Source organism: Roseomonas sp. BN140053, assembly GCF_047690175.1.
Taxonomy (GTDB): domain Bacteria; phylum Pseudomonadota; class Alphaproteobacteria; order Acetobacterales; family Acetobacteraceae; genus Roseomonas.
The window spans coordinates 96,472-120,557 of the sequence record NZ_JBLLEB010000004.1; the positions used below are offsets into that span (position 1 = coordinate 96,472).

Sequence of the window (24,086 nt, forward strand, 5' to 3'; positions counted from 1 at the left end):
GGATTTCTGAATTGCCGTCCACATCGAGTTCTCCCAGCATCGCGATCCTGCTCGCCGCAGGGGTGGGCCGGCGATTGGGCGGGATGCATGACGGGCCCAAGGTCCTGTTGGACATGGGGGGGCGCAGCCTGCTCGCGCGTCACCTGGAAAACCTGGCCGCCGAGGGCGTGCGCGAGCTGTCCATCACCGTGGGCTTCCAGCGCGCGGCGATCGAGGCCGAACTGTCGCGCCTGCACTGGGACGGCGAGATCACCCTGGTCGAGAATTCGCGCTTCCGTGAAGGAAGCCTCGTGTCGCTGCACGCGCAGGCGGCGCGGCTGCGGCGGGGCTCCACCGTGGTGCTGATGGACGGGGACGTGCTCTACGACGCGCGCATGCTGCGCACCCTGCTCCGCGCGCCCGGCGAGAACGTGCTGCTGGTGGACCGCAACATCGAGCCGGGGGACGAGCCGGTGAAGATCTGCTTCCGCGGCGACCGGATCGTGGATTTCCGCAAGATCCCGGAGCACGCGCACGACCGGCACGGCGAATCCGTGGGCTTCTTCCGCTTTTCCCCGGCCATGGCGGTCGCGCTGGCCGATCGCTGCGCCGCGCATGTCGCTGCCGGGCGCACGGGGCTGGAATACGAGGAAGCGATCCGCGACCTCCTCCTCGCCGAGCCCGAGCGCTTCGCCGCGGCCGATGTTTCCGACCTGCCCTGGACGGAGATCGACTTCGAGGCGGACGTGCTGCGCGCCCGCCGCGACATCCTCCCTGCCCTGCGACCCTCCCTCGCACAGCCCGGTGTTTCCGCATGAGCCGAAGCCTGCTGCAACAGCGCGACGCCGCGCCGGAAGGGCCGCTGGCCGCTGCGGATGTCGCGCAATATGAAGACAGCGGCTGGCTGGCGGCGCGCGGCTTCTTCACCGTTGCCGAGGCCGCCGCCATCTCGGCCTGGACGAATGAGCTGACGGCCATGCCGGAGGTGCCGGGCGGGCCGATGGTGTACCGCGAGAACAGCCTGCTCGGCACGGGGGAGCGGGTGATCCAGCGCATCGAGAACTTCTGCCCGCACCACCCGCGCTTCGAGGCGCTGGTGAACCACGGCCGCTTGCGTGACGCCGTGGCACAGCTGATGGGCGGGCCGGTGGTGCTGTTCAAGGACAAGATCAACTTCAAGATGCCGGGCGGCGCCGGCTTCGAGCCGCACCAGGACCAGCAGGCCGGCTGGTCCGTCTACGCGCCGCTCTTCGTCACCGCCCTGGTCTGCATCGACCGCGCCGACACGACGAATGGCTGCCTGGAGATGGCGCAGGCGCCCCGCTTCGCCGGGCTGATCGGGGAAGAATGGCACCCGCTGACGGCCGAGCAGATGGCGGGCTTCCCGCTGGTGCCCGTGCCCACGGAACCCGGCGACGTGCTGTTCTTCGACAGCTACGTCCCGCACGCTTCCGCCCCCAACCTGACGGCCGAGGCGCGCCGCATCCTGTACCTGACCTTCAACCGCGCCGAGGCGGGCGACCACCGGTACCGCTACTTCGCCGACAAGCGCGCCAGCTTCCCCCCCGACGTCGAGCGGCTGCCGGGGGTGGAATACCGCTTCCGCGTTTGATCCGCCGGCCAGGCACCACGAGGCCGCGAGCGGCGCCCGGACGGAGCGAAGCGCCCTTGTCCGCCCGCCGCGGCTCGCTCAAAACCGCGGGCATGACCCTGTCCCGCCGGCACGGCCTGTGCCTCGCCCTTCGGCTTCCCACGCTGGGGATCGTCGCTTCCCTGGCTTCCGCGCCCCGGGTGCTGGCCCAGGCCGGGGACCCCGCCGCGGCCACGGTGGAACGGCTGCACGCCGCGCTGCTGGCGGCCATGCAGCAGGCCACCGCCCTGGGCGTGGAAGGGCGCTACCGCCAGCTGACCCCGGCCGTGGGGCAGGCCTTCGACTTCCCGGCCATGACGCGCTTCGCCGTGGGATCCCGCTGGGCCAGCTTCTCGGCGCAGGAGCAGGAAACGCTGGTGGCGGCCTTCACCCGCTACAGCGTGGCGAGCTACGCCAAGAACTTCGACGGCTTCAGCGGCCAGAGCTTCCAGACCCAGCGGGTGGAGCCGCGCGGCGAGGAGCGGATCGTGGTCACCCGGCTGAACAACCCCGGCTCCTCGCCGGTGGACCTGACCTACCGGATGCAGCAGTCCGGCGGTGCCTGGAAGATCGTGGACGTGACGCACGACAACATCAGCGAGATGGCGATCCGCCGCTCGGAGTTCTCCGCCTCGGTGCGCGAGGGCGGGGCGGCCCTGCTGCTGCAGCGGCTGAACGAGTTGTCGAACCGGCTGATGCAAGGCTGACAGCTCGGCCGTGCCCCTCGGGAGGAGGAGAAGGAATTCTCCCCCTCCCGAACCCTCCCTTTCATCTTTTTCCGGGTTCGCTGCCGCAGTGCTGGCGGTGACGTGGAGCGCGCCGGAGGGCCCAGCCCTCCGGCAACTGCGGCGTCAGCCCGCGCCGTGCAAAACTCTGTTTCTGCGTCGCAGGGCGAAGGTGTCCACCCGGCCCCGGCAGCCCCCGAAAAAAGATGAGGGTAGGTCCGGGAGGGAGAATTCCTTCTCCCTCCCGGAAACCGCGGGCGCGACCTGCCCTGCCGAAGGCCAAGCCACGTCGCCGTCTGTATCAGTGTCCTGGCAGCCGGGACGACGGCACGCCTTTGCCCCGCGGGCCACCCCGCCGCCACGCCAGCAGCGCCGGCTCGAAGAACAGCGTCACCGCCAGCACCCAGAACAGCGACAGCATCAGCAGCCGCCCCATGCTGGCCGTGCCGGGATGGGTGGACAGCCACAGCCCGCCAAAGGCGGTGCCGGTGGTCAGGGCGCTGAAGATCACGGCGCGGGTCAGGCTGGTGGGCAGCAGCACCACCTCCCCGTGCCGCGCCGCCATCACGAAGTAGATGTTGAAGGCCACGCCGATGCCGAACAGCAGCGGCAGGGCGATGATGTTGGCGAAGTTCAGCGGCTCGCGCAGCAGCACGCAGGAGCCCAGGGTCAGGATGCCGCTCAGCAGCACGGGCAGCATGGTCCGCAACACGTCGCGCGGGCGTCGCAGCACCAGGAACAGCAGGGCGGTGATGGCCACCGCTGACAGCGCCCCCGCCTGGGCAAAGGCGCGCACGATGCTGTTGCCCGCCGCCTGGATGGTGATGGGGGCGCCGGTGGCGTCCGGCGCCACGGCCTGCACCGCGGCTGAGAAGCGACGCAGCGCCTGGTTGTCCTCGGCGCCGCCGCGCGGGAAGACCTGCACCCGGGCGCGGCCGTCGGGGGTGCGCCATTCCCTGGCGAGGTCGGGGGGCAGGTTTTCGGCCGTGACCGGGGCGGCCTGCAGCAACTCCCGGATCTGGGCCAGCAGCGTTTGCAGCGGCGCGACCACCGCCGCGGCGGCCGCGGCGCGCCCTTCCGACGTCCCGGTGGCCAGGCGTTCCAGCGCCCCGGCCAAGCGGCGCGCGGCAGCCGCGGCGGGGTCGCCGCTCTCGCCCGCCGCGCGCCGCAGGGCGGCGGCGGTGCTGCCCAGGCTGGCCGCCACCTCGGCGTCCGAGGGCGCCGGCCGCGGGTCCACGGGGTCCAGGGTCAGGGCCAGCAGGTCGGCGGCGTCGCGGATGGCGGCCACCTTCTCCTCCTGCTGGGCGGGGATGAAGCTGCTCAGGGTCACGACCTGCGACACTTCCGGCAGGGCGGACAGCCGCCGGGCCAGGGCGTCGGCCTCCGCCAGGGTGGGTGCCAGCACGCCGATGGTGTTGGGCGAACGGTCGGGGTCCCGCATCAGGTCCTCCAGCGTCGCCATGGATTCCACCTTCGGGTCGCGCAGGTGCAGCGGGTTGAAGTCGAAGCTCAGCCAGGGCAGCGCCGCGGCGGATGCCAGGGCCAGCGCCGCGGCGGCCGCCAGCACGGCGCGATGGTGCCGGCGCAGCCAGTTATCCACCGGGCCCAGCGCGGCATAGCCGACCTCGGCCGTTTCGCCGGCCGGGCGCAGGATCACCAGCACCGCCGGCAGCAGGGTGATGCTCAGCAGGAAGGCCACCACCATGCCCACCCCGGCGATGGCGCCCAGCTCGGACACGCCGACATAGTCGGTGGGGAGGAAGGCGAAGAAGCCCACGGCGATGGCCGCCGCCGCCAGGGCCAGGGCGCCGCCCACCGCATCCCCCGCGGCCGCCAGCGCGGCGGGCAGCGTCGGGTGGGTCAGGCGCTCGGCCCGGCAGCGCACGCAGACCTGGATGCCGAAATCCACCCCCAGCCCGACGAAGAGCGGGATGAATGCCACGGAGATCATGTTGAAGCGGCCCACTGCCAGCAGTCCCAGCCCGGCCGTGACCAGCAGCCCCAGGATCGTCACGAACAGGATCGCCGCGGTGGTGCGGGCCGAGCGCACGGCCAGCCACACCATCAGCAGCAGCGCCCCCAGCATGACGCCCGCCATTAGGCCGACGCCTTCGGCCAGGGTGGCGAATTCCTCGTCGGCCAGGGGAACGGAGCCGGTCAGCCGCATCGTCACGCCGTGCGCGGGGTCGAGTTGCAGCGCCCGCGCCGCTTCCCGGATAGCGCGGTCGGCCGGGGCGCCCGGCTGCAGGGCGCCGTAGTCCAGCACCGGCTGCACCAGGATGAAGCGCCGGGTTTCCCGCGTGCCTGCCGCCTCGCCGGAGAACAGGTTGCGCCAGGAAAAGAAGGCCGGCCGCCCGTCCAGCAGGGCGGTGAAGCTGTCGGCCAGGGCGGTCACGGGGCGCCCGATGTCGGCCAGGGCCGCCTGCCCGCGCTCCACCCCCAGCAGCACCGTGCCCAGCGCGCCCATCACGCCGCGCAGGCTGGGATCGGCGGCCAGCGGGCCCAGGAAGGGCTGCGCCTGGATCAGCTGGTCGGTGTTGCGCGTCACCTCCTCCAGCGGCAGCAGCATCAGCCCGTTGCGCGCGAAGAAGGGGCCGCCGTCCGGGCGCCGCAGGCTGCGGAACAGGCCAGAGGTTTCCTGCAGGCGGGCGAACAGGCGGGCAGCCGCGTCCTCCGCCAGTTCCGGCGTGGCGGCGTCCACCACGACGACGGTCAGCCCGGCATTGGCGGGAAAGGCCGCGTCGAGCGCCAGTTCGCGCTGCCGCCAGGGCAGGTCCAGCGACAGCAGCTGCACCGTGTCCGTGGTCATGGCGAAGTGCCGCACGGTGTAGAGCACGGACCCCGACGCCAGGAGCAGGCCGAGCAGCAGCAGCCACCAGGGATGGCGGCAGCTGGCGGCCACGACGCGGCCGGTCAGGGTGGTTTCGGACGGCGGCAAGGGGGCCTCGGCTCAGCTCGTTGGAACAACACGGGACGCCCGCGCCCGGTTCGGCACGAACCGGCCGGGCAACCGTTCTCACGGCGTTGCGCGCGTCGCGGCCCATGCCACGGGTTGCGCTTCGCGGGCACAGGCGCTTCCATTCCGCCCGGGCGGGGAGCCCGCCGGCCATATCCATCGGGGTTCCCGGATGTCGTCAAGTCCCGCCGCGGAAGCGGTTCCCCTCGACAGTTCCCTGGTCCGGGCCGCCGACCACACGGCGCGCCACTGGGTCTTCGACGTGCCCGGGCGCATCCGCATCGGCAGCGACGCGCACCGCGACATGTTCGCCCGGATGCTGCTGGAAACCCACAACCCCTACAAGCCGCGGGTGCTGGACTGGCCGAAGCTGTCGCCGGAGGCGCATGCCCGGCTCACGGGACTGCCGATCTGGGACATCGCCGTGCAGACGGAAGGCCGCGCTTCGCTGCGCGTGCTGGACTATGCCGCCACCGTGACCCACCCGCTGCTGCACGAGGCGCTGGTGATGGATGGCAACGAGGAAGCACGGCACAAGAAGGTGCTGAGCAACCTCGTGGAAGCCTACGGCGTCACGCTGGAGCCGGAGCCGGAATACACGGGCTTCCGCGACGTGGAATGGGGCTGGATGCGCACCGGCTACAGCGAGTGCATCGACAGCTTCTTCGCCTTCGGCCTGTTCGAGGCCGCCAAGCGCTCCGGCTTCTTCCCGCCCGACCTCGTGGACACCTTCGAGCCGGTGATCCAGGAGGAAAGCCGCCACATCCTGTTCTTCGCCAACTGGGCGGCCTGGGCGCGCCGGCAGCAGCCCTGGTGGCGCAAGCCCTACTTCCTGGCCAAGATCGCCGCGGTCTGGGCGGTGCTGGTGTGGGACCGGCTGGTTCTGGCGCGCGACATGAGCGGCGCGTCCAAGGACACCAACTTCACCGCCTCCTCTGGCTCCATCGGCGTGACGCTGAGCCCCGCGGCGCTGATCGACATCTGCCTGGCCGAGAATGACCGCCGCCTTTCCGGCTACGACCCGCGGCTGCTGCGCCCGACCACCGTGCCCTTCATGATCCGCCTGGCCCGCCGCTTCATGCGCGACCCGAAGCCCGCGACGCCCTGACCACCGCCCGTGAGCCACGACACGCTGATCCACCGCATCGTCCGGCCCGTTGTCCGGGCGGTGGCGCCCACCGGCATCACGCCCAACCAGGTCACCACCCTGCGGGTGCTTGCCGGCGCCGCCGCGGCCGCCTGCTTCGCCGGCCCCGGCTCCTGGCCGGCAATCGGCGGTGCGGTGTTCCTGTTTTCCATGATGCTGGACCGCGCCGATGGCGAGCTGGCGCGGCAGACCCGGCAGTTCAGCGCCTTCGGGCACCGCTACGACCTGGTCAGCGACTGTTCCGCCAATGCCGTCGCCTTTCTGGGCATCGGGGTGGGGCTGTTCGGCACGCTCGGGCTGCTCGGGCCGCTGCTGGGCGCCCTGGCGGGGTGCGGCATCGGGGTGCTGTTCTGGCAGATCAACGTGCTGAAGCTGGAGGAGGTGCGCGGCTACAGCCTGGCCCCCGGGGTCACGGTGGACCCCGACGACGCCATGGCCTTCGTGCCGGTGCTGGTCTGGTGCGGCGCGGCCCTGCCGATGCTGATCCTGGCGGCGGTGGTCACACCCCTGGCGGCGCTGTGGCTGGGCCTGCGCAGCGGCCGGCGGGGCGGGGCAGCCACCGCGGAACGGCGGCCGCCCCAGCCCTCTCAGGACGCGGTCAGGCGGCCGCGATAGGCGGTGATCTGGCTGGCGCGGCAGATATCCACCTGCCGGATCTCGGCGGCACTGCCGTCCGTCCACACCGTGCGGAAGTCGTAGAGCCCGGTATTGGCCGCGCGGTAGCCGCGGGACTCACCGGGCGACAGCACGTCCCGGCCGAGCTGGTCGCTGCCCCAGCCGCCCAGGCTGGCATGGCTGAAGTAGAATTCCCGGATGGTGGCGCCCGAGGCGTTGCTGACGCGGAAGGAGGTGTCGCAGCCCGTGGGGCCCTGGCCGTAGACCGGCACGGCGACCGGCTGCACGCAGGCGGCGAGAAGGGTGAGCAGGGGCAGAACCGCCAGCCGGGCTGCCAGGGTGCGTCGTCGCATCGAAACCGAATCCTCCGTTTTCTTTGCGCAACGCTAGGCGGGTCGCCGCACCGCGGCAACGGCCATCCCACACGGAAACGAGAGGTTTGCGGTCCGTCGCGGCGCCTCAGCGCACCGGGCCGACCAGCCGCCGGAAGGTGGCGCTCAGGCGGCAGCGGTAATACCAGGCGGCGGCGAGCAGCAGCGCCGCCGCCGCGCCTGCCGCCATCATCACCTCCGGGTTGGAATGGGCCAGCAGGTCGGTGACCCAGCCCAGCAGGTAGCCGGGCAGCAGCACCGCCGGCGCCCAGACCAGGGCGGAGCCGATATTGGCCGCCTGGAAGCGGCGCTCGCGCATGCCGACGATGCCGGCGATGGCGGGCACCATGGCCCGCAGCGGCCCGAAGAAGCGGCCGATGAAGATGGCGGCCACGCCCCAGCGGCGAAACATCAGCACGCCCCGGGCATAGGTGGTGCGGTATTTCGGCGGCAGGCGGCGGCGCAGCGCCCGGCCGCCGATCGCCCGCGCGCCCCAGTAGCTGACCGCATCCCCCAGGATCGCGCCGACGATGGCGGAGCCCAGCATGGGTACCGGCTCCAGCGTGCCGGCGCCGATCAGCGCCCCGATGCCCAGCAGCATCGGCGTGGCGGGGATGATGGCGCCCAGCACCGGCAGGGATTCCAGGAAGGCGAAGATCAGCATCACCAGGGGCGCCCAGGCGGCGTTGGCGGCGATCCAGTCGTTGAAGGCGGAAACCAGTTCGGCGATCACGGCGCGTCCCGGTCCGGCACCGTGCCGCCCGCCCCGGCGCGGCGCCCCGCCCCGCCCGGAGGGGGCGGGCCCGGCAAGGGCGCGGCCGGTGCCGCCGCACCGGAACCCGGGATTCCCGAAGCCGTGCTGCGCATGGGGCGGGCTAGTGCGCCTCCGCCCAGGAATGACCCCAGCCGACCTCCACGCCCAGCGGCACGCGCAGGGTGGCGACGCCCTCCATCACCTCGCGCGCCAGCGCGGCGGTCTGCTCCACCTCCGCCTCCGGTACCTCGAAGAGCAGCTCGTCATGCACCTGCAGCAGCATGCGGCCCTTCAGCCCGGCCTCGGCCAGGGCGCCGGGCAAGCGGACCATGGCGCGCTTGATGATCTCGGCGGCACCGCCCTGGAAGGGGGCGTTGATCGCCTGGCGCTCGGCATTGGCGCGGCGCTGCGCTTCGCGGGCGCCGATCTCGGGGATCCAGAGTGCCCGGCCGAAGGGGGTGCGGACGTGGCCGCTGATGCGGGCATCCTCCTTGATCCGCTCCATGGCATCGCGGATGCCGGGGTACTGGGCGAAATAGGCGTCGATGATGCCCCGCGCCTCGCCCACGGTGATGCCCAGGCGCGGCGCCAGCCCGAAGGCGGAGATGCCGTAGATGATGCCGAAATTCACTGTCTTGGCTCGGCGGCGAAGCTCGCGGTCCACCGGGGCGTCCTCCGGCAGGCGAAAGATGTCGCGGGCGGTGCGGCTGTGGACGTCCTCGCCCTTGGAGAAGGCGTCGCGCAGCGTCGGCACATCGGCCATGTGGGCCAGCAGCCGCAGCTCGATCTGGGAATAATCGGCCGCCACCAGCAGGTGCCCGGGCTCCGCCACGAAGGCGCGGCGGATCTTGGCGCCCTCCTCCGTGCGGATCGGGATGTTCTGCAGGTTGGGTTCGGTGGAGCTCAGCCGCCCCGTGGAGGTGATGGCCATGGAGAAGTCGGTATGGACCCGGCCATCCGCCGCCATCTGCTGCTGCAAGCCGTCCACGTAGGTGGACTTCAGCTTGGAAAGCTGACGCCAGTCCAGCACCTTGCGCGGCAGCTCGTGGCCCCCGGCCGCCAGCTCCTCCAGCACGAAGACGTCGGTGGAATAGGCGCCGGTCTTGCCCTTGCGCCCGCCCGGCAGGCCCATCTCGCCGAACAGGATGTCGCCGAGCTGCTTGGGCGAGCCGACGTTGAAGGGCCGTCCCACCAGCGCGTGGATCTCCCCTTCCAGCGCCGCCATGCGCCCCGAGAAATCCTCGCCGATGCGACGCAGCTCGGCGCCGTCCACCTTGATGCCGGCGACCTCCATGTCGCGCAGCACGGTGATCATGCGGCGCTCGACCTGCTCGTAGAGCGCCAGCGCCTTGTTCTCGCGCAGCTTCGGCCGCAGCGCGTGCCACAGGCGCAGCGTCACGTCGGCGTCCTCGGCGGCATAGGCGGTGGCCTGGTCCAGCGGGATCTCGGCCCAGCGCTTGCGGGCCCGGCCGGTGCCGGTGACCTCGTCGTAGGTCATCGGCAGGTGGGCGAGGTGCCGGCGCGACAGCTCGTCCATGCCGTGCCCGTGCCGCCCGGCATCGAGGCTGTAGGAAATCAGCATGGTGTCGTCCACCGGCGACACCTCCACCGCGCCGTTGGCCTCGCGGCCCAGCACTTCCAGGTCGTACTTGGCGTTGTGCAGCACCTTGAGCACGCCGGGGTCGACCAGCAGCGGCCGCAGCGCGGCGATGGCCGCGTCGAAGGGGATCTGTTCCGGCGCCGGGGTCAGCATGTCGCCGCCCTCGTGCCGCAGCGGCACGTAGGCCGCATCCCCCGGGCCGAGCGCGAGGCAGACGCCCACGAGGTCGGCCGCCAGGGCGTCGAGGCTGCTGGTCTCGGTGTCCAGCGCCATCACCCCGGCCAGCCGGGCACGGGCGATCCAGCTTTCCAGCGCCGGCAGGGTGGTGATCGTCTCGTAGGGGCCGAAGGGCGTGGCGTCGGCCGGCAGGGCGATGGGTTCGGCCACCGGGGCCGGCGCGTTGACCGGGCGGGGCGGCGGCAATCCGTTCTCGCCCGGCGCACCCTTCAGCCCGAGCCGGTGCAGCAGCGAGCGGAAGCCCTGCCCTTCCAGAAAGGCGCTCAGCGTCGCGGCCTCCGGCGGCCGGGCCAGGAAGCTTTCCACCGGCTCCACCACCGGCACGGCGCGGTCCAGTTCCACCAGCCTGCGGCTGATGCGGGCGGCCTCGGCATTGTCTTCCAGGGCCTGGCGGCGTTTGGGCTGCTTGATCTCGGCCGTGCGGGACAGCAGCGTCTCGACGTCGCCGAAGGTCTCGATCAGCTGCGCCGCGGTCTTGATGCCGATGCCCGGCACGCCCGGGACATTGTCCGTGGGGTCGCCGGCCAGGGCCTGCACCTCCACCACCTTGTTTGGGGCAACGCCGAACTTCTCCATCACCTCGGCGGCGCGGATCGGCTTCTGCTTGATGGGGTCCAGCAGTTCGATGCCGTCGCCCACCAGCTGCATCAGGTCCTTGTCGGAGGACACGATCGTCACCTGCCCGCCGTCGCGCGCGAAGGCGGTGGCGTAGGTGGCGATCACGTCGTCCGCCTCGAAGCCTTCCTGTTCCACGCAGGCGACGCCGAAGGCCGCCGTGGCGTCGCGGATCAGGGCGAATTGCGGCACCAGCTCGGGTGGCGGTTCCGGGCGGTGCGCCTTGTATTGCGGGTAGATCTCGTTGCGGAAGGTAGTGCGGGAGGCGTCGAACACCACCGCCAGGTGGGTGCCGGCGTGGCGGGCCAGGAAATTGGCCAGCATGCCGGAAAAGCCGAACACCGCGTTGACCGGCACCCCGGCGGGGTTGGTCATCGGCGGCATGGCGTGGAAGGCGCGGAAGATATAGCCGGCGCCGTCCACCAGGATCAGGTGGCGGCCGTCCCGGGCCGTGCCTGCCGCAGGAGGTGCGTCCAGCGGCGTGCCATCCGGCACCTCCCCCTCGGAACCGGCCGGCGGGACGTCAGTGATGTCCGTCATCCCCGGCGCCCTCGGCGAGGACAAAGGTGCGGGAGCAGTAGGGACAGGTGACCTGCGCTTCATCGATACGCAGATAGATGGTGGGATGGCCGGCAACACCCCCACCGCCGTCGCAGGCCACCACGCGGGCATGGGCCACGATGCGTTCCTCCGCCGTCACGCCGGGGATCAGGCGGGGGGCATAGCCGGTGAAACTGCCGTCGCGCATGGGAAACACTCGCACCGAGGGGAGAACCAGGACCCGCGCTCATACCGCGGGCAGGCCGCAGCGACCAGGGCAGGCCGTGCCCGTGCTTTGACGCGGATTGTGTCGTTTGTTAGACGGGGGCCGGAAAACGGGCCGGCCGGGCCCGGTTGCGTCCCTCCCGCGCCGCCCCTGCTGCAACCGGAATTCCTCACGCATGATGTCCTTCTCCCTGCGTGCGGCGGGCCTGGCCCTGCTGCTCCTGGCCACGGCCTGCTCCCCGCGCGTGGAAGGGCTCGGCCCGGTGATCACCACCCCCGCCGTGCAGGGCGACACGCTGCGCATGGCCGACGGTGCCCGGCTGCCGCTGCACACCGTCCGTCCGCCCGGCCCGCCCCGGGCGGTGCTGCTGGCGCTGCACGGGCTGAACGACCACGCCGCCAGCTTCATGGCGGAATCCGCCCCCGCCCTGGCCTCGGGCGGGCTGCTGGTGCAGGCCTATGACCAGCGCGGCCACGGCCGCAACCCGAACAAGGGCATCTGGCCCGGGCAGGAAGCCCTGGTGTCGGACGCGGTGTCCGCCATCCGGCTGCTGCACGCCGAGAATCCCGACCTGCCCTTCTTCGTGCTGGGCGAGAGCATGGGCTCCGACGTCGCACTGCTGGCCGAGGACGCGCTGCGCAACCAACCCGACGCGCCGCGGGTGAGCGGCTGGATCCTGCTGACCCCCGGCCTCTGGGCGCTGGACGACATGAACCCCGTCACCGTGGCCTCCTTCCGGCTGGCGCTGCGCTCCTTCCCCTCGCTGGCGGTGGGCTCCGGCTCACCCTCCATGGTGCCCACGGACAATTAGGAAGCGCTGGAACGCTTCAACAACGACCCGCTGACGGTCAAGGAAACCCGGGTGGACGTGGTGTCGGGCCTGCTGGACATGACGGAAAACGTGCTGCCCGTGGTGGCCCGCTGCTGCGCCGCGCCCACGGTGCTGATGTTCGGCGGCCGCGACGGGGTGATCGAGCAGGCGCCCACCAAGCGGACGCTGCGCACCCTGCCGGCGGACGGCAATGCCCGCGTGGCGCTGTACCGCAATGGGTGGCACATCCTGCTGCGCGACCGGCAGCGTGAGGTGGTGGCGCGTGACATCCAGGCCTTCATCAACGACCCCCGCGCTCCCCTTCCCTCCGGCGCCGAGGCCGATGGTGCAGCCTGGCTCGCCTCGCCTCCGTGACGGCCGGGCGGGCGGCGGGGCCGCCCCCGGGTCCGGGGTGACCCGCCGCGGGCTGCTCGGCGCGGCCCTGGCGGCACTGCCCCTGGCCGCCTGCACGCCACAGCTGATCCCGGCAGGGCCGGTCGAGCGCCTGACCCGGATGGGCGACAACTGGCTGGTGATGCCCGACGGGGCCTTTCTGCCCTTCCGGTCCTGGCTGCCGCCGCAGCCGCCCCGCGCCGTGGTGCTGGCGCTGCACGGCTTCAACGACAGCCGCAACTTCATGGAGGAGCCCGCCCCGCTCTTCACCGCGGCGGGCATGGCCGTCTACGCCTTCGACCAGCGCGGCTTCGGCGGCGCCCCGAACCGCGGCGTCTGGGCGGGCAGCGAAACCATGGCGGCCGATGTTTCGCGGGCGGCGCGGCTGGTCTCGGCCCGGCACCCCGGCGTGCCGCTGATCCTGATGGGCGAGAGCATGGGCGGCGCGGTGGCGATGGTGGCCGCCGCCTCGGAGGATCCGCCGCCGGTGCAGGGGATCGTGCTGCTGGCCCCGGCCGTCTGGGGCCGGGCCACCATGCCCGGCTTCATGCGCTGGACCATGGAGATCGCCGCCCACACCATCCCGCGCGTCGCCTTCAGCAGCAGCGTCCCGGGCGTCAGCCCCACCGACAACCCCGAGGCGCTGCGTCGCTGGGCGCGCGACCCGCTGACCATCCGCGACACGCGGGTGGACACGACCTGGGGGCTGCTGGGCTTGATGGACGAGGCCGAGGCGGCCGCGTCCCGCCTGGGGCCGGGCACGCCGCCCACCCTGCTGGTCTACGGCGCCCGCGACCAGCTGGTACCGCCGAGCGCGACGCGGCGGATGCTGGAGGAACTGCCCCCCGGCGCGCCGCTGCGCCTCGCCTATTACGAGCGGAGCCACCACTTCCTGTTGCGCGACCTGAACGGCGCGGCCGTGACGCGCGACATCATCGCCTGGATCCCGGCGCCCGAAGCACCACTACCGTCGGGGGCGGATCGCGCGGGTGCCGCCTGGCGGGCCGGCGAGGCCGGGGCGGTGGCGGCCGTGCCCGCGGCGCCGGCGGGGGGCTGAAGCCCCCTTCCGCCCCGGACAGAACCGGGCGCGGCACGCCCCCTGCCCTTGAGCGGTGCACGGCCCGGCGGGACCGGCAACCGCCTGGTCGCTGCCGCCAGCCCGCCCTGGCCGCGATGCTGCGGGACGCGCTCAGCCGTCCAGGGTGATGCCGAGTTCCCGGATCAGCGGCACCCAGACGGCGCGATCCGCCGCGATCTGCGCCGCGAACTCGTCCGGGCCCTGGGCCAGCGGTTCCACCCCGATGGCGGTCATGCGGTCGCGCACCGCCGGCTGCTCCATCGCCCAGCGCAGGTCGGTCCAGAGCCGGGACACAACCGCGTCCGGCGTGGCCGAAGCCACCACCATCCCCTGCCAGCAGGGCGCGGAATAATTCGGCAGGCCGAGCTCGCGGATGGTCGGCACCTCCGGCAAGGAGGGGATGCGCTGCGGCGTGGCGGCCGCCACCGGGCGTATGGCACCCGTGCGCACGGCGTCCCCCACCGAGGCGAGGTCGATCATCACCGATTCCAGATTGCCGGCCAGCATGTCGCTGACCGCCGGGGCGCCGCCGCGATAGGGCACGTGGCTGAGCCGGACGCCCATCTCCTTGGCAAAGCGCTCCATCGCCAGGTGCTGCGGCGACCCCACGCCCGAGGAGCCGCAGGCCAGGGTCCCCGGTTCCCGCCGCGCTGCTTCCAGGTAGCCCTGGCCGTCGCGGATGGCGCTGTCGCGCTTCACCGCCAGCACCAGCGCGTAATCCGCGAAAAGGCCGACGGGGCGCAGCTCCCGCACGGGGTCGTAGGACAGGCGGCGGAACAGCGCGATGTTGTTGACCAGGGCACCGTTGTCGGCGCTGAACACGGTGTGCCCGTCCGGCGTGGCCTTGGCCGCGGCCTCGGCCGCCAGCGTCGCCGCGGCACCCGGCCGGTTGTCCACCACCACGGGCTGCCCGAGCCGGGGCGCCATGGCGCCGCCGATCAGCCGCGCCAGGATGTCCGTGCCGCCGCCGGCCGCGTAGCCCACCAGCCAGCGCACCGAGCGTTCGGGGAAGGCCGCCAGGGCCGGCCGCGCGGCCGCTGCGCCCAGGGCCCCGAGCAGCAGGGCCCGGCGGCCGGGCCGGATGCGGATGGCATTCCCTTCCCCGGCCGCGATCGCGCCCCTTTCCGGGACCAACGGAAACGCATCACGCATGGACATCCCCCTTCGGCCTTCGCGGCCCTTGGGAGGATGGTGCAGGAGCCGGGCGCGCTTCGCCACCCGGCCCGGAAAGCGCCCGCCCGGACGCGGGCGGTGCGGAAGCGTTCAGCCCGGGGCGGCCGCCGGCAGCTTCACCAGCCCTTCCGGCCGCAACCGATAGCCGCCGAGGCGATGCGCCAGCGACAGCAGCGCATAGGTCGCCTTGAAGGCCAGCACGGGCAGCTGACGGTCGGTGTTGGCGTGCACGTCGCCGGCCAGCAGGCTGACCAGCCCGTCGCGCATCCGGAAGCGGTTGGAGGGCTGCATGAACATATCGCGCAGCACGGGCCGGTTGATGCGGTAGATCAGCCAGGACAGTGACCCCACGGCGCGCGACACCTTGCGCTCGAAGGTCCGCAGCAAGGGCTCGGCACGCCGGGGATCGTCCAGCCAGGCATCCACCGCCTCGGCCCCCAGCTCGGCGCTGGCCATGGCCAGCATCACCCCGGAGGAGAAGACCGGGTCCACGAAGGCGAAGGCGTCGCCCACCATGAGCCAGCCCTCGCCGCGCATGGTGCGGGACCGGTAGGAGTAGTTCCCCGTGGTGGTCACCGGCGAGGCCAGGGTGGCATTGGCCAGGCGCGCCCGGGCGGAGGGGGCGCGGAACAGGCTGGCCAGCAGGTATTCCTCCGGGCTGCCCTTGCGGCGCTTGAAGAATTCCGGGGTGCTGACGATGCCGATGCTGGTGATGCCGTCGGGCAGCGGGATCATCCAGCACCACCCTTCTTCCAGCAGGTGGACGGTGATGTTGCCCTCGTGGCAGCCCTCGCAGGGGGCGACGCCGCGGAAATGCGCGTAAAGGGCGGCGGTGTTGTTGTGCGGGTTGCGCTGCTTGCCGCCCATCTGCGTGGCCAGCACCGTGTCGCGTCCCGAGGCATCCACCACGTAGCGCGCGAGCCAGCGCCGCTCCTCGCATGCCGCGTTGCGCGCCACCACGCGCGATCCCCGCACGGGGTCGACCGCCACCTCCATCACCCGCCAGCCGTCCAGCGCTTCCGCCCCGCGCGCCGCCGCGGTGCGGAACAGCAGCGCGTCGAACTCGGCGCGGCGCACCTGGTAGCTGTGGTCGTAGGTGGCGTTGAGCGCATTGGCGAAGGTGAAGGACACCCGCTTGCCATGCTCGTCCGAGATAAAGGAGGCACCGGGCTTGTAGACGCCCAGCGCCCGGACTTCCTCGGCGATGCCGAGACGCTCGAACAGCCGCAGATTCTGCGGCAGCAGGGACTCGCCGATGTGGAAGCGCGGGTGCGCGTCCTTTTCCAGCAGCACCACCTTGCGGCCCCGCTCGGCCAGGAGTGCCGCGGCGGTGGAGCCACCCGGCCCGCCGCCGATCACCAGCACGTCGCAGCGTTCGAAACCGGCCTCTTCCGGCGTGGTGGGAACGGGCGCGTGCAAGGCATCGAGAGGCATCGGGCGGTGACCCTGGGCTGGAGAAACCGGTAACGGGACGTTTGAAGACGATCCTAGCCCAGAACGGAATGGCACGGAACCATCCGCCCCCTCCTGCCGGCGGACCGGCCGCTCCCCGGCTTCGTGGTCGCGCCACGCTCCCCGACCGACCCAGGCCAAGACGTCGAGCGCTGCCGTTCCGCCGGGACGCCATTGTTCCGGCATGGGGGTGCCTTCAGGCGAAGACGATCCCGTACTGCCCCATGCCGTTGCCGACGATGCCGTCATGGGTGAGCGCCTGGTGCTCGGGGCTTTCGGAAAAGGCGATCACGACGCCGGTGCGGTCGAGCTGATGCGTGGCGAGGCGATCGACGTAGTAGCTCACCTCCCCCGCGCCCGGCTCACGATCGAGGCTGTTGCGGTAAAGCAGGTGCACGAAATCGACGTCGCTCACGTTCACACCGTAGCGGGCCTGGAACTCCGGGCTGGCACTGAAGGCGCGGCTCAGTTCGAGCAGGTTGCTCTGGCCCGAGGCGATCTGCGCCTTGTGGTAGTTGAGCCCACCCACATCGGGCGCACGGTCGAGCATGGTGTCGTACAGGCGCGCGATCTGCGCGGCGAGCGGGTTGGCGTCCCACAGACCGGCCCGCACCGTGTGGGCCGTGCGGGCGATGTTCTCGGGGCTTTCCGAGAAGCCCAGGAGGAGATCCTGGCGCGTGGCACCCTGGGCCAGGCGGCCCAGGTGGTACTGAAGCTCGGCGGCGGAGGGAACCCGGTCCAGGACATTCGCATAAAGCTTGGTCACGAAACCCGGGTCATCGAGGCCACCGTAGCGGCTGCTGAACTCCGGGCTGCTCAGGAAGTTCGTGGCCAGGGCACCGAGGGAAATCCCGGCCTGCAAGGCGCTGCTGTGGAAGCTCAGCCCCTCCGGCTCCGGTGTCCGCCCGAGCGCTGCCTGGTAAAGGCGAAGGGTCTGCGCCGCGGGATCGGCCGTGTCGAACACCAGCCGCCCATCCGCCAGGCGCACCTCCTCCACATCCTGCAGGATCTGCTTGCCGCTGGGCAGCGACAGCGTCACCCCGTCATCTCCGACGGACACGACCTGCATGTCACGCCGGCCGAGCGTCTCGTGCCACACCACGTCGTAGGATGCGGTGCCCACCACGAGAACGGGCGCCGGGTTCTCCGTCCCGGGCGTTTGCGGCGGCGCCGTGACCGGCGGCATCGGCATGGGAGCGGGCCTGACCGGAGGTACCGGCTGCGTGCTCCCCGTGCCGTCCCCCGGCATTGACGGTTCGTGATCATGCCCCCCGCCCACCATGGGAGGCACATAGGGCTGTCCATCGATGGTGGCGACATCGCCGTCGTAGAAGGTGCCCCCTGGCAGGACGCCGACATCGTCGAGACGGTGGGGGAACTCGCCGGGGGTGTCGAAGTCGCCGTAATGCGCCCGGCTCAGCGTGATGTCGGCATCCGTCACCAGGTCGCCATAGACCGTGATGGTGCCGATCTGGTCGTAGTTGTGCGCCGCAGCCCCCGAGGTCTTGAGGCTGATCAGGTCGATGCGGCTGATGTCGTCGCGCCCGTCGCCGTTGCCGTCCAGGTAGGTGATGCTGTAGCGCACGGTGTGGCCCAGCAGCTCGATCCGGTCGCCCTCGGCGCGGCGGAAGTCGGTGATCACGTCGTCGCCGATGCTGTCCACCCAGTGGTCGTGGATCAGGTCGTTCTCCACCAGCCCGATCTTTTCCCAGTCGATCGTGCCGTCCGCCATCAGGTTGCGCGCCGCGATCTCCGCCTTGGCATTCATCAGGAACTCGAAGCGGAACCGGTCCGCCCCCGCCCCGCCGGTGAGCACGTCGTTGCCCACCAGCTCCTCGCCCCAGTTGGCGATCTGCTGGCTCACCAGCAGCGCCGAGGCCGTTTCCCCCGCGTCGGAGCGGCTGAGCAGCACGTCGTTGCCCGCGCCCCCCAGCATGACGTCCGAGCCCAGGCCGCCCACCAGCAGGTCGTCGCCCGCCTCGCCCAGCAGGCGGTCATTGCCCTGCCCGCCCCAGAGCATGTCGTCGCCGGCCATGCCGGAGATGGTGTCGTGGCTCGCGCCGCCGCCGATGTGGTCGGCCCCCATGCCACCCATCCGGCTCGCGCTCCCGGCCATGGCCGGCATGGCCTGCGCCTCGGCGCCGCCATGGCCGGTCTGGTCCAGCACCACCCGGCCGCCGCCCGGCAGCACGCCCGCATCCTCCAGCGGCCGCCCCATCGCGGGCACCGTGTCGACCACGCCCAGCCGCCCGCCCGTCAGGGTCACGTCGGCCGCGGTGATGAGGTTGCCGTAGACGGTGATCGTGCCCAGCAGGTCGCCGCCGTGCGCCCCCCCCGGCGGGCCCTCGCTGATCAGCGTGATCACGCTGTAGTCGCTGCGCCCGTCGAAGTTGCGGTCCATCTGCGTGACCGTGATCCGCACGTCGTCGCCGGCAATCACGATCCGGTCGCCCTGGTCGCGGCGGAAATCGCCGACGATGTCGTTGCCGATGCTCTCCACCCAGTGGTCGTGCAGCGCCCCGTTCTCGGTGGCCGCGATCCGGGCCCAGTCGATCGTGCCGTCCGCCCGCAGGTTGCGCGCCATCACCTCGGCCCGGGCATTCAGCAGCAGCTCGAAGCGGAAGGTGTCCGCGCCCTGGTCGCCCACCAGCACGTCGTTGCCCGCCAGCTGCTCGCCCCAGGTCACGGTCCGCCGCGTGGGGTCCTGCGCGATCACCGGCTCGCCCGCGTCGGAGCGGCTGAGCAGCACGTCGTCGCCGTCGAAGCCCAGCAGCACGTCCGCGCCGTAGCCGCCCACCAGCAGGTCGTTGCCGTCGTGGCCGAACAGCCGGTCGCTGCCCGCACCGCCCCAGATCGTGTCGTCGCCGGCGTCGCCCCACACCCAGTCATGGCCGGCATTGCCCAGCAGCTGGTCGTTGCCGTCACCGCCGCCCAGGCTGTCGCTGCCCGCGCCGCCCGCAACCAGGTCGTCGCCCTCCAGCGCCCAGACCTGGTCGTTGCCGTCGCCGCCATAGATCCGGTCGGCGTCGCCGCCCTCCGGCTTGCCCCGCACGTCGCCGTAGATCGCGTCGTCGCCCCCGCCACCCCAGAGCGTGTCGCGCCCCGCCGCGCCCACGATGTGGTCGTAGCCCTCGCCACCGATCGCCTGGTCGTCGCCCTCCCCGCACTCGATCAGGTTATGGCCGTCGCCGCCGATGATCGTGTCGTCGCCCTCGCGCCCGTAAAGCCCGTCGTCGCCCTCACCCCCGTCGAGCAGGTCGTCGCCCCCGCCACCATCCAGCCGGTCCTGGCCCAGCCCGCCGAACAGCGCGTCATTGCCCGCCTCGCCATACAGCTTGTCGTCGCCCGCACCCGCCCGCACCACGTCGTCGCCCAGCCCACCGCTCAGCGCCTCATTGCCCGCGCCGCCCAACAGCGTGTCGTCGCCCGCCCCGCCGTCCAGCACGTTCGCCCCCTCGCCGCCCTCCAGCACGTCCCCCCCGCCACCGCCCAGCAGCGTGTCGTCGCCACCACCCCCCCGCAGCGTGTCCTGCCCATCGCCGCCATCGATGCGGTCGTCGCCTTCCTCGCCGAACAGCGCGTCATCGCCCTCGCCGCCCAGCAGCGTGTCGTTGCCCAGCCCGCCATAGGCCCGGTCGTTGCCCGCCTCCCCCACCAGGGTATCGGCACCCTCGCCGCCATAGGCCAGGTCGCCGCCCGCACCCCCGTTCAGCAGGTCGCTGCCCACGCCGCCCAGCAGCGTGTCCGCGCCATCCTCGCCGAACAGCTTGTCGTCGCCCTCGTCGCCGAAGATCAGATCCTGCCCGGCCCCACCGCTGAGCTGGTCGTTGCCCGCGTCGCCGCCCAGCCGGTCATCCTCGGCCTCCCCGAACACACGGTCAGCCCCCAACCCACCCCGCAGCAAATCGTCGCCCTCGCCGCCCGACAGCTTGTCGTCCCCGCCCGCGCCATCGATGCTGTCCGACCCCGCCGTGCCCAGCAGCACGTCGTTCAGGTCACGCCCCATCCGGAACAGACCGTCTGCCGGACGCAGCAGGGAGAAGTTCGGTTCCTGGCTCATGTTTCCGTCTTCCACGGATCAGCCTTCAGTGCCTGGAACCCTCCTGCCGCACCTGCATCTCAGCGGTGCCCGCACTGCCCCAAGATGGGCTGGGCCGAGCCGAGGGTGGTCCTGCAGACAGACTGACAACTGACCAGAAATCGCCTGAGCAGGACCTTGCAGACCCAGGGATTACCCTGTGGTGAAAAGGCATCGGTGGTGTCACGAAAAAGCGGAACTGCCGCCCAAGAGCTGCCCCTGAATCCGGGTCGGCCGATGGCACGCGTCCGCCGCACTCAGGGCAGCGCCGAACGCACCTGTTCGTGGATGAAGCGCACCGCTGCCGCGACCGCCGCGCGGGAAGCCTCCGACTCCGGGTCGCTCGTGACAAAGGCGTGTCCCTGCCCCTCGAAGCAGCGCAGTTCCGCGTCACCACCGGCACGACGGTAGCTTTCCGCGAATCGCTGGGCCATGTCGGGGGTGAGGTTGCCGTCCGCCGTGCCCTGCAGCAGCAGCACCGGCGGCAATGCCCCGGCCTCGCCGCGGTCCAGGATGTGCTGCGGGCTGGCATCCTCCATCGCGGCCTCGTCCGGCCACCAGGCGTGATGCGCGTCGAGCGTCTTCTCCATCCCGCGCTCCCGCGCCATGCGGTAGCGCCCCAGCGGGTCCAGCACGCCCCAGCCGACCACCACCCAGGCGAGGCTGGCATCCAACGCCTCACCCTCGTCCAGGGCGAGCGGCGGCAGGCTGGGGTGGTTAGGCCGCAGCGCCGCCAGCATCGCCTGATGCCCGCCGCTGGACGTGCCCAGCGCCCCGATCCCGTCGGTACGCGCCCCGTGCGCGGCACCGTGCCGCTTCAGCCAACGCACCGCCAGCTGCACGTCCTGCACGGAAGCCGGATAAGGCGCCTCGGGCGGCATGCGGAAATCAACCGCCATGACCAGGATGCCGTTCTCGGCCAGCGCACGGTCGAGCGGCTCGTTCATCAGCCGGTCACCAAAGGTCCAGGCGCCGCCATGCACGGACACCACCGCGGGAAAGGGCCCTTCCCCCTCCGGCCGATAGATCCGGGCGAGCAGCGGCGCCGCCGCGTGATGGCCGAAGGCCACGTCCTCGATCCGCATGCTGCTGCCGTTTCCCGTTCCGTGGCACGCGCCGTGCAACCGCGGATCAGCAACGTGCGTGCCAGGACCCTCGCCCCATGTACCCCATCGCCGAATTCGTCGCAGGCCTCGAGGGCGTGCCCTGCATCCAGGACCCCGCCGAGGTCCGGCTGCGCTCGCGCGACGGGTTCGCCGTCAGCCCGCTGCTGCGCAAGGCGCTGGCCGGCAAGGCCGCCGACGTGGTGGTGGTGCCGCGCGATCGGGCGGAGCTGCTGCGCACCGTGCGCGCCGCCGTGCAGCACCGCGTGCCGCTGATCCCGCGCGGCGGCGGCACGGCCAATTACGGCCAGAGCGTGCCGTTGCAGGGCGGCGCGCTGCTGGACCTGCGCGAGCTGTCCGGGATGATCTGGTGCCGCCCCGGCGCCCTGCGCTGCCATTCCGGCACCCGCATGGACCGGCTGGACGAGGAAGCCCGCGCCACCGGCTGGGAGCTGCGCATCCACCCTTCCACCCGCAAGAGCAGCACGGTGGCAGGCTTCATCGCCGGCGGCAGCGGCGGCATGGGCAGCTGCGCCTGGGGCATGCTGGCAGACCGCGGCAACATCACCGCGCTGCAACTGCTCAGCATGGAGGCTGAGCCCCGCACCGTGGAGCTGCGCGGGGAGGCCGTGGTCCTGGCGCAGCATGCCTACGGCACCAACGGCATCATCACGGAGGTGGAGCTGCCCCTGGCCCCCGCCTGGCCCTGGCGGGAACTGGTGCTGGGCTTCCCCGATTACGGCCGCGCGCTGCGCTTCGGCGTGCAGCTGGGCCGCGAACTGGGCATCCTGAAGAAGCTGATCTCCATCCACGAGGGACCGGCCCCGGCCATGATGCGCGCCCTGGGCGGGCTGGTGCCGCCCGATCGCTCCGCCGTGTTCACCATGGTGGCGGAATCGTCCCGTCCCGCCTTCGACGATCTGCTGGCCGAACACGGCGGCGAGGTCCTGGCCGACCACGCGGAAGGCCAGGGCCCCTATGGCGGCCCGCTCTACGAATTCGCCTACGGCCACGGCCTGCGGCAGATCCAGAAGAGCCATCCCCGCACGGCCGTGCTGCAGGGGATGTTTCCCGCCGACCGGCTGGTGGAGACGCTGGAGCGGGTGCGCGACCGCCTGCACGACGCCGGCCCGATGCGCACCGAAATCTTCTTCAGCCGCGGCGAGTTGGTCGGGATGGGCTCCCCCTACGTCACCTTCGAGAGCGTGGCGCAGATGGCCGCGCTGGTGCGTGCGATGCAGGAGGAGGGCGCCAGCATCGCCAATTCCCACACCACCGGCCTCAGCGGTGTGGGCATCAAGGCGCTGGCCGCGCGCGACCGCGAGTTCCGCCGCGCCATGGACCCGCACGGGCTGCTCAACCCCGGCCAGGCTGAGAGCGCCGCGCCAGTCCTGGAATCGCCCTGCCCACCGCCGGCTGGGCCGGGCTGCGGGCGGGCTGAGCGCGCCATGGACCTGCACGAGGCCGTGCACGCGCAGCTGCGGCGCTGCAACGTGACGCTGGCGGCGACCTTGCCGGACGACTGGGTGGCGCCGCTGATCCGCCGCATCGACGCCGATCCCGCCATCCGCCACGTCCCCGTGGCGCGCGAGGCGGAAGCCGTGGCGATCTGCTCCGGCGCCTTCTTCGGCGGCGTGAACTCGGTTGCCGTGATGGGTGCCACGGGGCTGCTGACCTGCACGGGCGAGCTGGCGACGCTGAACCTGCGGCACGCCATCCCCGTTTTCTGCATCGTCAGCCTGCGCGGCTCGATCGACGACCACCGCGTCTACCAGGAGGTGCAGGGCCGCCGCACGCTGGACGTGCTGCGCACCTACGACTTCCCCTTCCACATCCTGGAACGCCCGGAACAGGTGGCCGAGATTCCCGACGCCTACCATGCCGGGCGCCTGCAGAAGCGCCCCTTCTTCCTGTTCCTGTCGCGCAAGCTGGTGAAGGGGAGCGCCGCGGCATGAGGACGGCGGAGGCGATTCAGGTACTGGCGCGGCACCGCGGCGAGGCCGTGGTGGTCTGCGCCCTCGGCATGGCGGCCAACGAGTGGTGGGCCGCCACCCGCGCCGAGGACAGTTTCTACATGCACGGCGCCATGGGCTTCGCCGCCTCCTTCGCGCTCGGCCTGGCGCTGGCCGTACCCACGGCGCCGGTCTGGGCACTGAACGCCGACGGCTCGCTGTGCATGAATCTCGGCTGCCTGCTGACCGAGGCGGCGCAGGGCGCGGGGAACCTGCACCACTTCGTGGTGGACAACGGCGTGTACCAGACCGTGGGCGCCGTCCCGATGGTGAACCGCGGCCGCGCCGACTACGCCGCCCTGGCGCTGGCCGCAGGCTTCCGCGCCGCCCATACGCTGGACAGTGCCGAGGCGCTGGAGGCGGCACTGCCCGGCATCCTCGCGACCCCCGGTCCGGTGCTGTGCGTGCTGCGGGTCGAGCCGGAGAGCAGCTTTCTCGGCACCCCGCCCATGACCTACGAGGGGCCGGAGATGAAGTACCGCTTCGGCCGCGCGCTGGAAGCCAGGCTGGGCGTCACGGTGTTCGGGCCACAGGGCTACTGAACCGGCCCCGTCCCGGGGCCGGCCAGCAGGCGCAGCGGAAGCCGCGGCG

At 72.0% G+C, this 24,086-nt stretch carries 17 protein-coding genes and 1 pseudogene; 9 read left to right on the forward strand and 9 right to left on the reverse strand.

Translation table 11 applies throughout. The features are described 5' to 3' along the window. Positions 1 to 11: 11 nt before the first annotated feature. Genes ACLIBK_RS06040 through ACLIBK_RS06050 form a run of 3 tightly spaced genes read left to right on the forward strand, consistent with a single transcriptional unit; the run spans position 12 to position 2,316 of the window. The gene (locus ACLIBK_RS06040; protein ID WP_415386333.1) at positions 12 to 797 is read left to right on the forward strand and encodes an NTP transferase domain-containing protein; all 786 of its coding nucleotides are present in this window, start codon (positions 12 to 14) and stop codon (positions 795 to 797) included. Continuing rightward, the gene (locus ACLIBK_RS06045; protein ID WP_415386334.1) at positions 794 to 1,591 is read left to right on the forward strand and encodes a phytanoyl-CoA dioxygenase family protein; all 798 of its coding nucleotides are present in this window, start codon (positions 794 to 796) and stop codon (positions 1,589 to 1,591) included. The genes ACLIBK_RS06040 and ACLIBK_RS06045 overlap by 4 nt, the downstream gene beginning before the upstream one ends. 56 nt (positions 1,592 to 1,647) lie before the next feature. Next, complete coding sequence (locus ACLIBK_RS06050; RefSeq protein ID WP_415386335.1) at positions 1,648 to 2,316, forward strand: ABC transporter substrate-binding protein; 669 nt, start codon at positions 1,648 to 1,650, stop codon at positions 2,314 to 2,316. A gap of 319 nt (positions 2,317 to 2,635) precedes the next feature. On the opposite strand, the gene ACLIBK_RS06055 is transcribed toward ACLIBK_RS06050, so the two are convergent. Beyond that, entirely contained in the window at positions 2,636 to 5,272 is a 2,637-nt protein-coding gene (locus tag ACLIBK_RS06055) for an MMPL family transporter (protein ID WP_415386336.1), read from the reverse strand. 190 nt (positions 5,273 to 5,462) lie between these two features. Here ACLIBK_RS06055 and ACLIBK_RS06060 point away from each other — a divergent pair, with 190 nt between their 5' ends. Both ACLIBK_RS06060 and ACLIBK_RS06065 read left to right on the forward strand, forming a co-directional pair. Then, on the forward strand, positions 5,463 to 6,398 hold the full coding sequence (locus ACLIBK_RS06060; protein WP_415386337.1) for a ferritin-like domain-containing protein: 936 nt from the start codon (positions 5,463 to 5,465) through the stop codon (positions 6,396 to 6,398). Positions 6,399 to 6,407: 9 nt separating this feature from the next. Then, on the forward strand, positions 6,408 to 7,052 hold the full coding sequence (locus ACLIBK_RS06065; RefSeq protein ID WP_415386338.1) for a CDP-alcohol phosphatidyltransferase family protein: 645 nt from the start codon (positions 6,408 to 6,410) through the stop codon (positions 7,050 to 7,052). Here ACLIBK_RS06065 and ACLIBK_RS06070 read toward each other — a convergent pair. The 4 genes from ACLIBK_RS06070 to ACLIBK_RS06085 form a co-directional block, all read right to left on the reverse strand. Continuing rightward, a complete protein-coding gene (locus ACLIBK_RS06070) occupies positions 7,025 to 7,405 on the reverse strand; it encodes a hypothetical protein (RefSeq protein WP_415386339.1) in 381 nt (126 codons plus the stop codon). The two genes, ACLIBK_RS06065 and ACLIBK_RS06070, sit on opposite strands and share 28 nt — an antisense overlap. A 106-nt stretch (positions 7,406 to 7,511) precedes the next feature. Further along, positions 7,512 to 8,156, reverse strand: coding sequence for a DedA family protein (locus tag ACLIBK_RS06075; protein ID WP_415386340.1), 645 nt, complete (start codon positions 8,154 to 8,156; stop codon positions 7,512 to 7,514). Between the two features lie 142 nt (positions 8,157 to 8,298). Further along, entirely contained in the window at positions 8,299 to 11,169 is a 2,871-nt protein-coding gene (gene polA, locus ACLIBK_RS06080) for a DNA polymerase I (RefSeq protein WP_415386341.1), read from the reverse strand. Beyond that, a complete protein-coding gene (locus ACLIBK_RS06085; protein ID WP_415386342.1) occupies positions 11,153 to 11,377 on the reverse strand; it encodes a zinc-finger domain-containing protein in 225 nt (74 codons plus the stop codon). The genes polA and ACLIBK_RS06085 overlap by 17 nt, the downstream gene beginning before the upstream one ends. Before the next feature lie 319 nt (positions 11,378 to 11,696). On the opposite strand from ACLIBK_RS06085, the pseudogene ACLIBK_RS06090 reads away from it, so the two are divergent. Both ACLIBK_RS06090 and ACLIBK_RS06095 read left to right on the forward strand, forming a co-directional pair. Continuing rightward, positions 11,697 to 12,581 (forward strand): annotated as a pseudogene (locus tag ACLIBK_RS06090) (serine aminopeptidase domain-containing protein). Between the two features lie 37 nt (positions 12,582 to 12,618). Beyond that, entirely contained in the window at positions 12,619 to 13,656 is a 1,038-nt protein-coding gene (locus ACLIBK_RS06095) for an alpha/beta fold hydrolase (protein ID WP_415386343.1), read from the forward strand. 132 nt (positions 13,657 to 13,788) lie between these two features. Here ACLIBK_RS06095 and ACLIBK_RS06100 read toward each other — a convergent pair whose 3' ends face one another. The 4 genes from ACLIBK_RS06100 to ACLIBK_RS06115 form a co-directional block, all read right to left on the reverse strand. After that, positions 13,789 to 14,829, reverse strand: a complete 1,041-nt coding sequence (locus ACLIBK_RS06100; RefSeq protein WP_415386344.1) for a Bug family tripartite tricarboxylate transporter substrate binding protein — start codon at positions 14,827 to 14,829, stop codon at positions 13,789 to 13,791. 111 nt (positions 14,830 to 14,940) lie between these two features. After that, complete coding sequence (locus ACLIBK_RS06105; protein ID WP_415386345.1) at positions 14,941 to 16,284, reverse strand: NAD(P)/FAD-dependent oxidoreductase; 1,344 nt, start codon at positions 16,282 to 16,284, stop codon at positions 14,941 to 14,943. A gap of 214 nt (positions 16,285 to 16,498) precedes the next feature. Continuing rightward, the gene (locus tag ACLIBK_RS06110) at positions 16,499 to 20,362 is read right to left on the reverse strand and encodes a DUF4214 domain-containing protein (protein WP_415386346.1); all 3,864 of its coding nucleotides are present in this window, start codon (positions 20,360 to 20,362) and stop codon (positions 16,499 to 16,501) included. Between the two features lie 275 nt (positions 20,363 to 20,637). Continuing rightward, positions 20,638 to 21,465, reverse strand: coding sequence for an alpha/beta hydrolase (locus ACLIBK_RS06115; protein ID WP_415386347.1), 828 nt, complete (start codon positions 21,463 to 21,465; stop codon positions 20,638 to 20,640). Between the two features lie 77 nt (positions 21,466 to 21,542). On the opposite strand from ACLIBK_RS06115, the gene ACLIBK_RS06120 reads away from it, so the two are divergent. Next, the gene (locus tag ACLIBK_RS06120) at positions 21,543 to 23,438 is read left to right on the forward strand and encodes an FAD-binding protein (RefSeq protein WP_415386348.1); all 1,896 of its coding nucleotides are present in this window, start codon (positions 21,543 to 21,545) and stop codon (positions 23,436 to 23,438) included. Further along, on the forward strand, positions 23,435 to 24,037 hold the full coding sequence (locus tag ACLIBK_RS06125; protein WP_415386349.1) for a thiamine pyrophosphate-dependent enzyme: 603 nt from the start codon (positions 23,435 to 23,437) through the stop codon (positions 24,035 to 24,037). The genes ACLIBK_RS06120 and ACLIBK_RS06125 overlap by 4 nt, the downstream gene beginning before the upstream one ends. The last annotated feature ends 49 nt before the right edge of the window (positions 24,038 to 24,086 follow it).

Bases quoted from the DNA above. Each gene is read 5' to 3' on its own strand.
- ACLIBK_RS06045 (WP_415386334.1), top strand. From the start codon at position 794: ATGAGCCGAAGCCTGCTGCAACAGCGCGACGCCGCGCCGGAAGGGCCG.
- ACLIBK_RS06060 (WP_415386337.1), top strand. From the start codon at position 5,463: ATGTCGTCAAGTCCCGCCGCGGAAGCGGTTCCCCTCGACAGTTCCCTG.
- ACLIBK_RS06070 (WP_415386339.1), bottom strand. From the start codon at position 7,405: ATGCGACGACGCACCCTGGCAGCCCGGCTGGCGGTTCTGCCCCTGCTC.
- polA (WP_415386341.1), bottom strand. From the start codon at position 11,169: ATGACGGACATCACTGACGTCCCGCCGGCCGGTTCCGAGGGGGAGGTG.
- ACLIBK_RS06085 (WP_415386342.1), bottom strand. From the start codon at position 11,377: ATGCGCGACGGCAGTTTCACCGGCTATGCCCCCCGCCTGATCCCCGGC.
- ACLIBK_RS06100 (WP_415386344.1), bottom strand. From the start codon at position 14,829: ATGCGTGATGCGTTTCCGTTGGTCCCGGAAAGGGGCGCGATCGCGGCC.
- ACLIBK_RS06105 (WP_415386345.1), bottom strand. From the start codon at position 16,284: ATGCCTCTCGATGCCTTGCACGCGCCCGTTCCCACCACGCCGGAAGAG.
- ACLIBK_RS06110 (WP_415386346.1), bottom strand. From the start codon at position 20,362: ATGAGCCAGGAACCGAACTTCTCCCTGCTGCGTCCGGCAGACGGTCTG.
- ACLIBK_RS06115 (WP_415386347.1), bottom strand. From the start codon at position 21,465: ATGCGGATCGAGGACGTGGCCTTCGGCCATCACGCGGCGGCGCCGCTG.
- ACLIBK_RS06120 (WP_415386348.1), top strand. From the start codon at position 21,543: ATGTACCCCATCGCCGAATTCGTCGCAGGCCTCGAGGGCGTGCCCTGC.
- ACLIBK_RS06125 (WP_415386349.1), top strand. From the start codon at position 23,435: ATGAGGACGGCGGAGGCGATTCAGGTACTGGCGCGGCACCGCGGCGAG.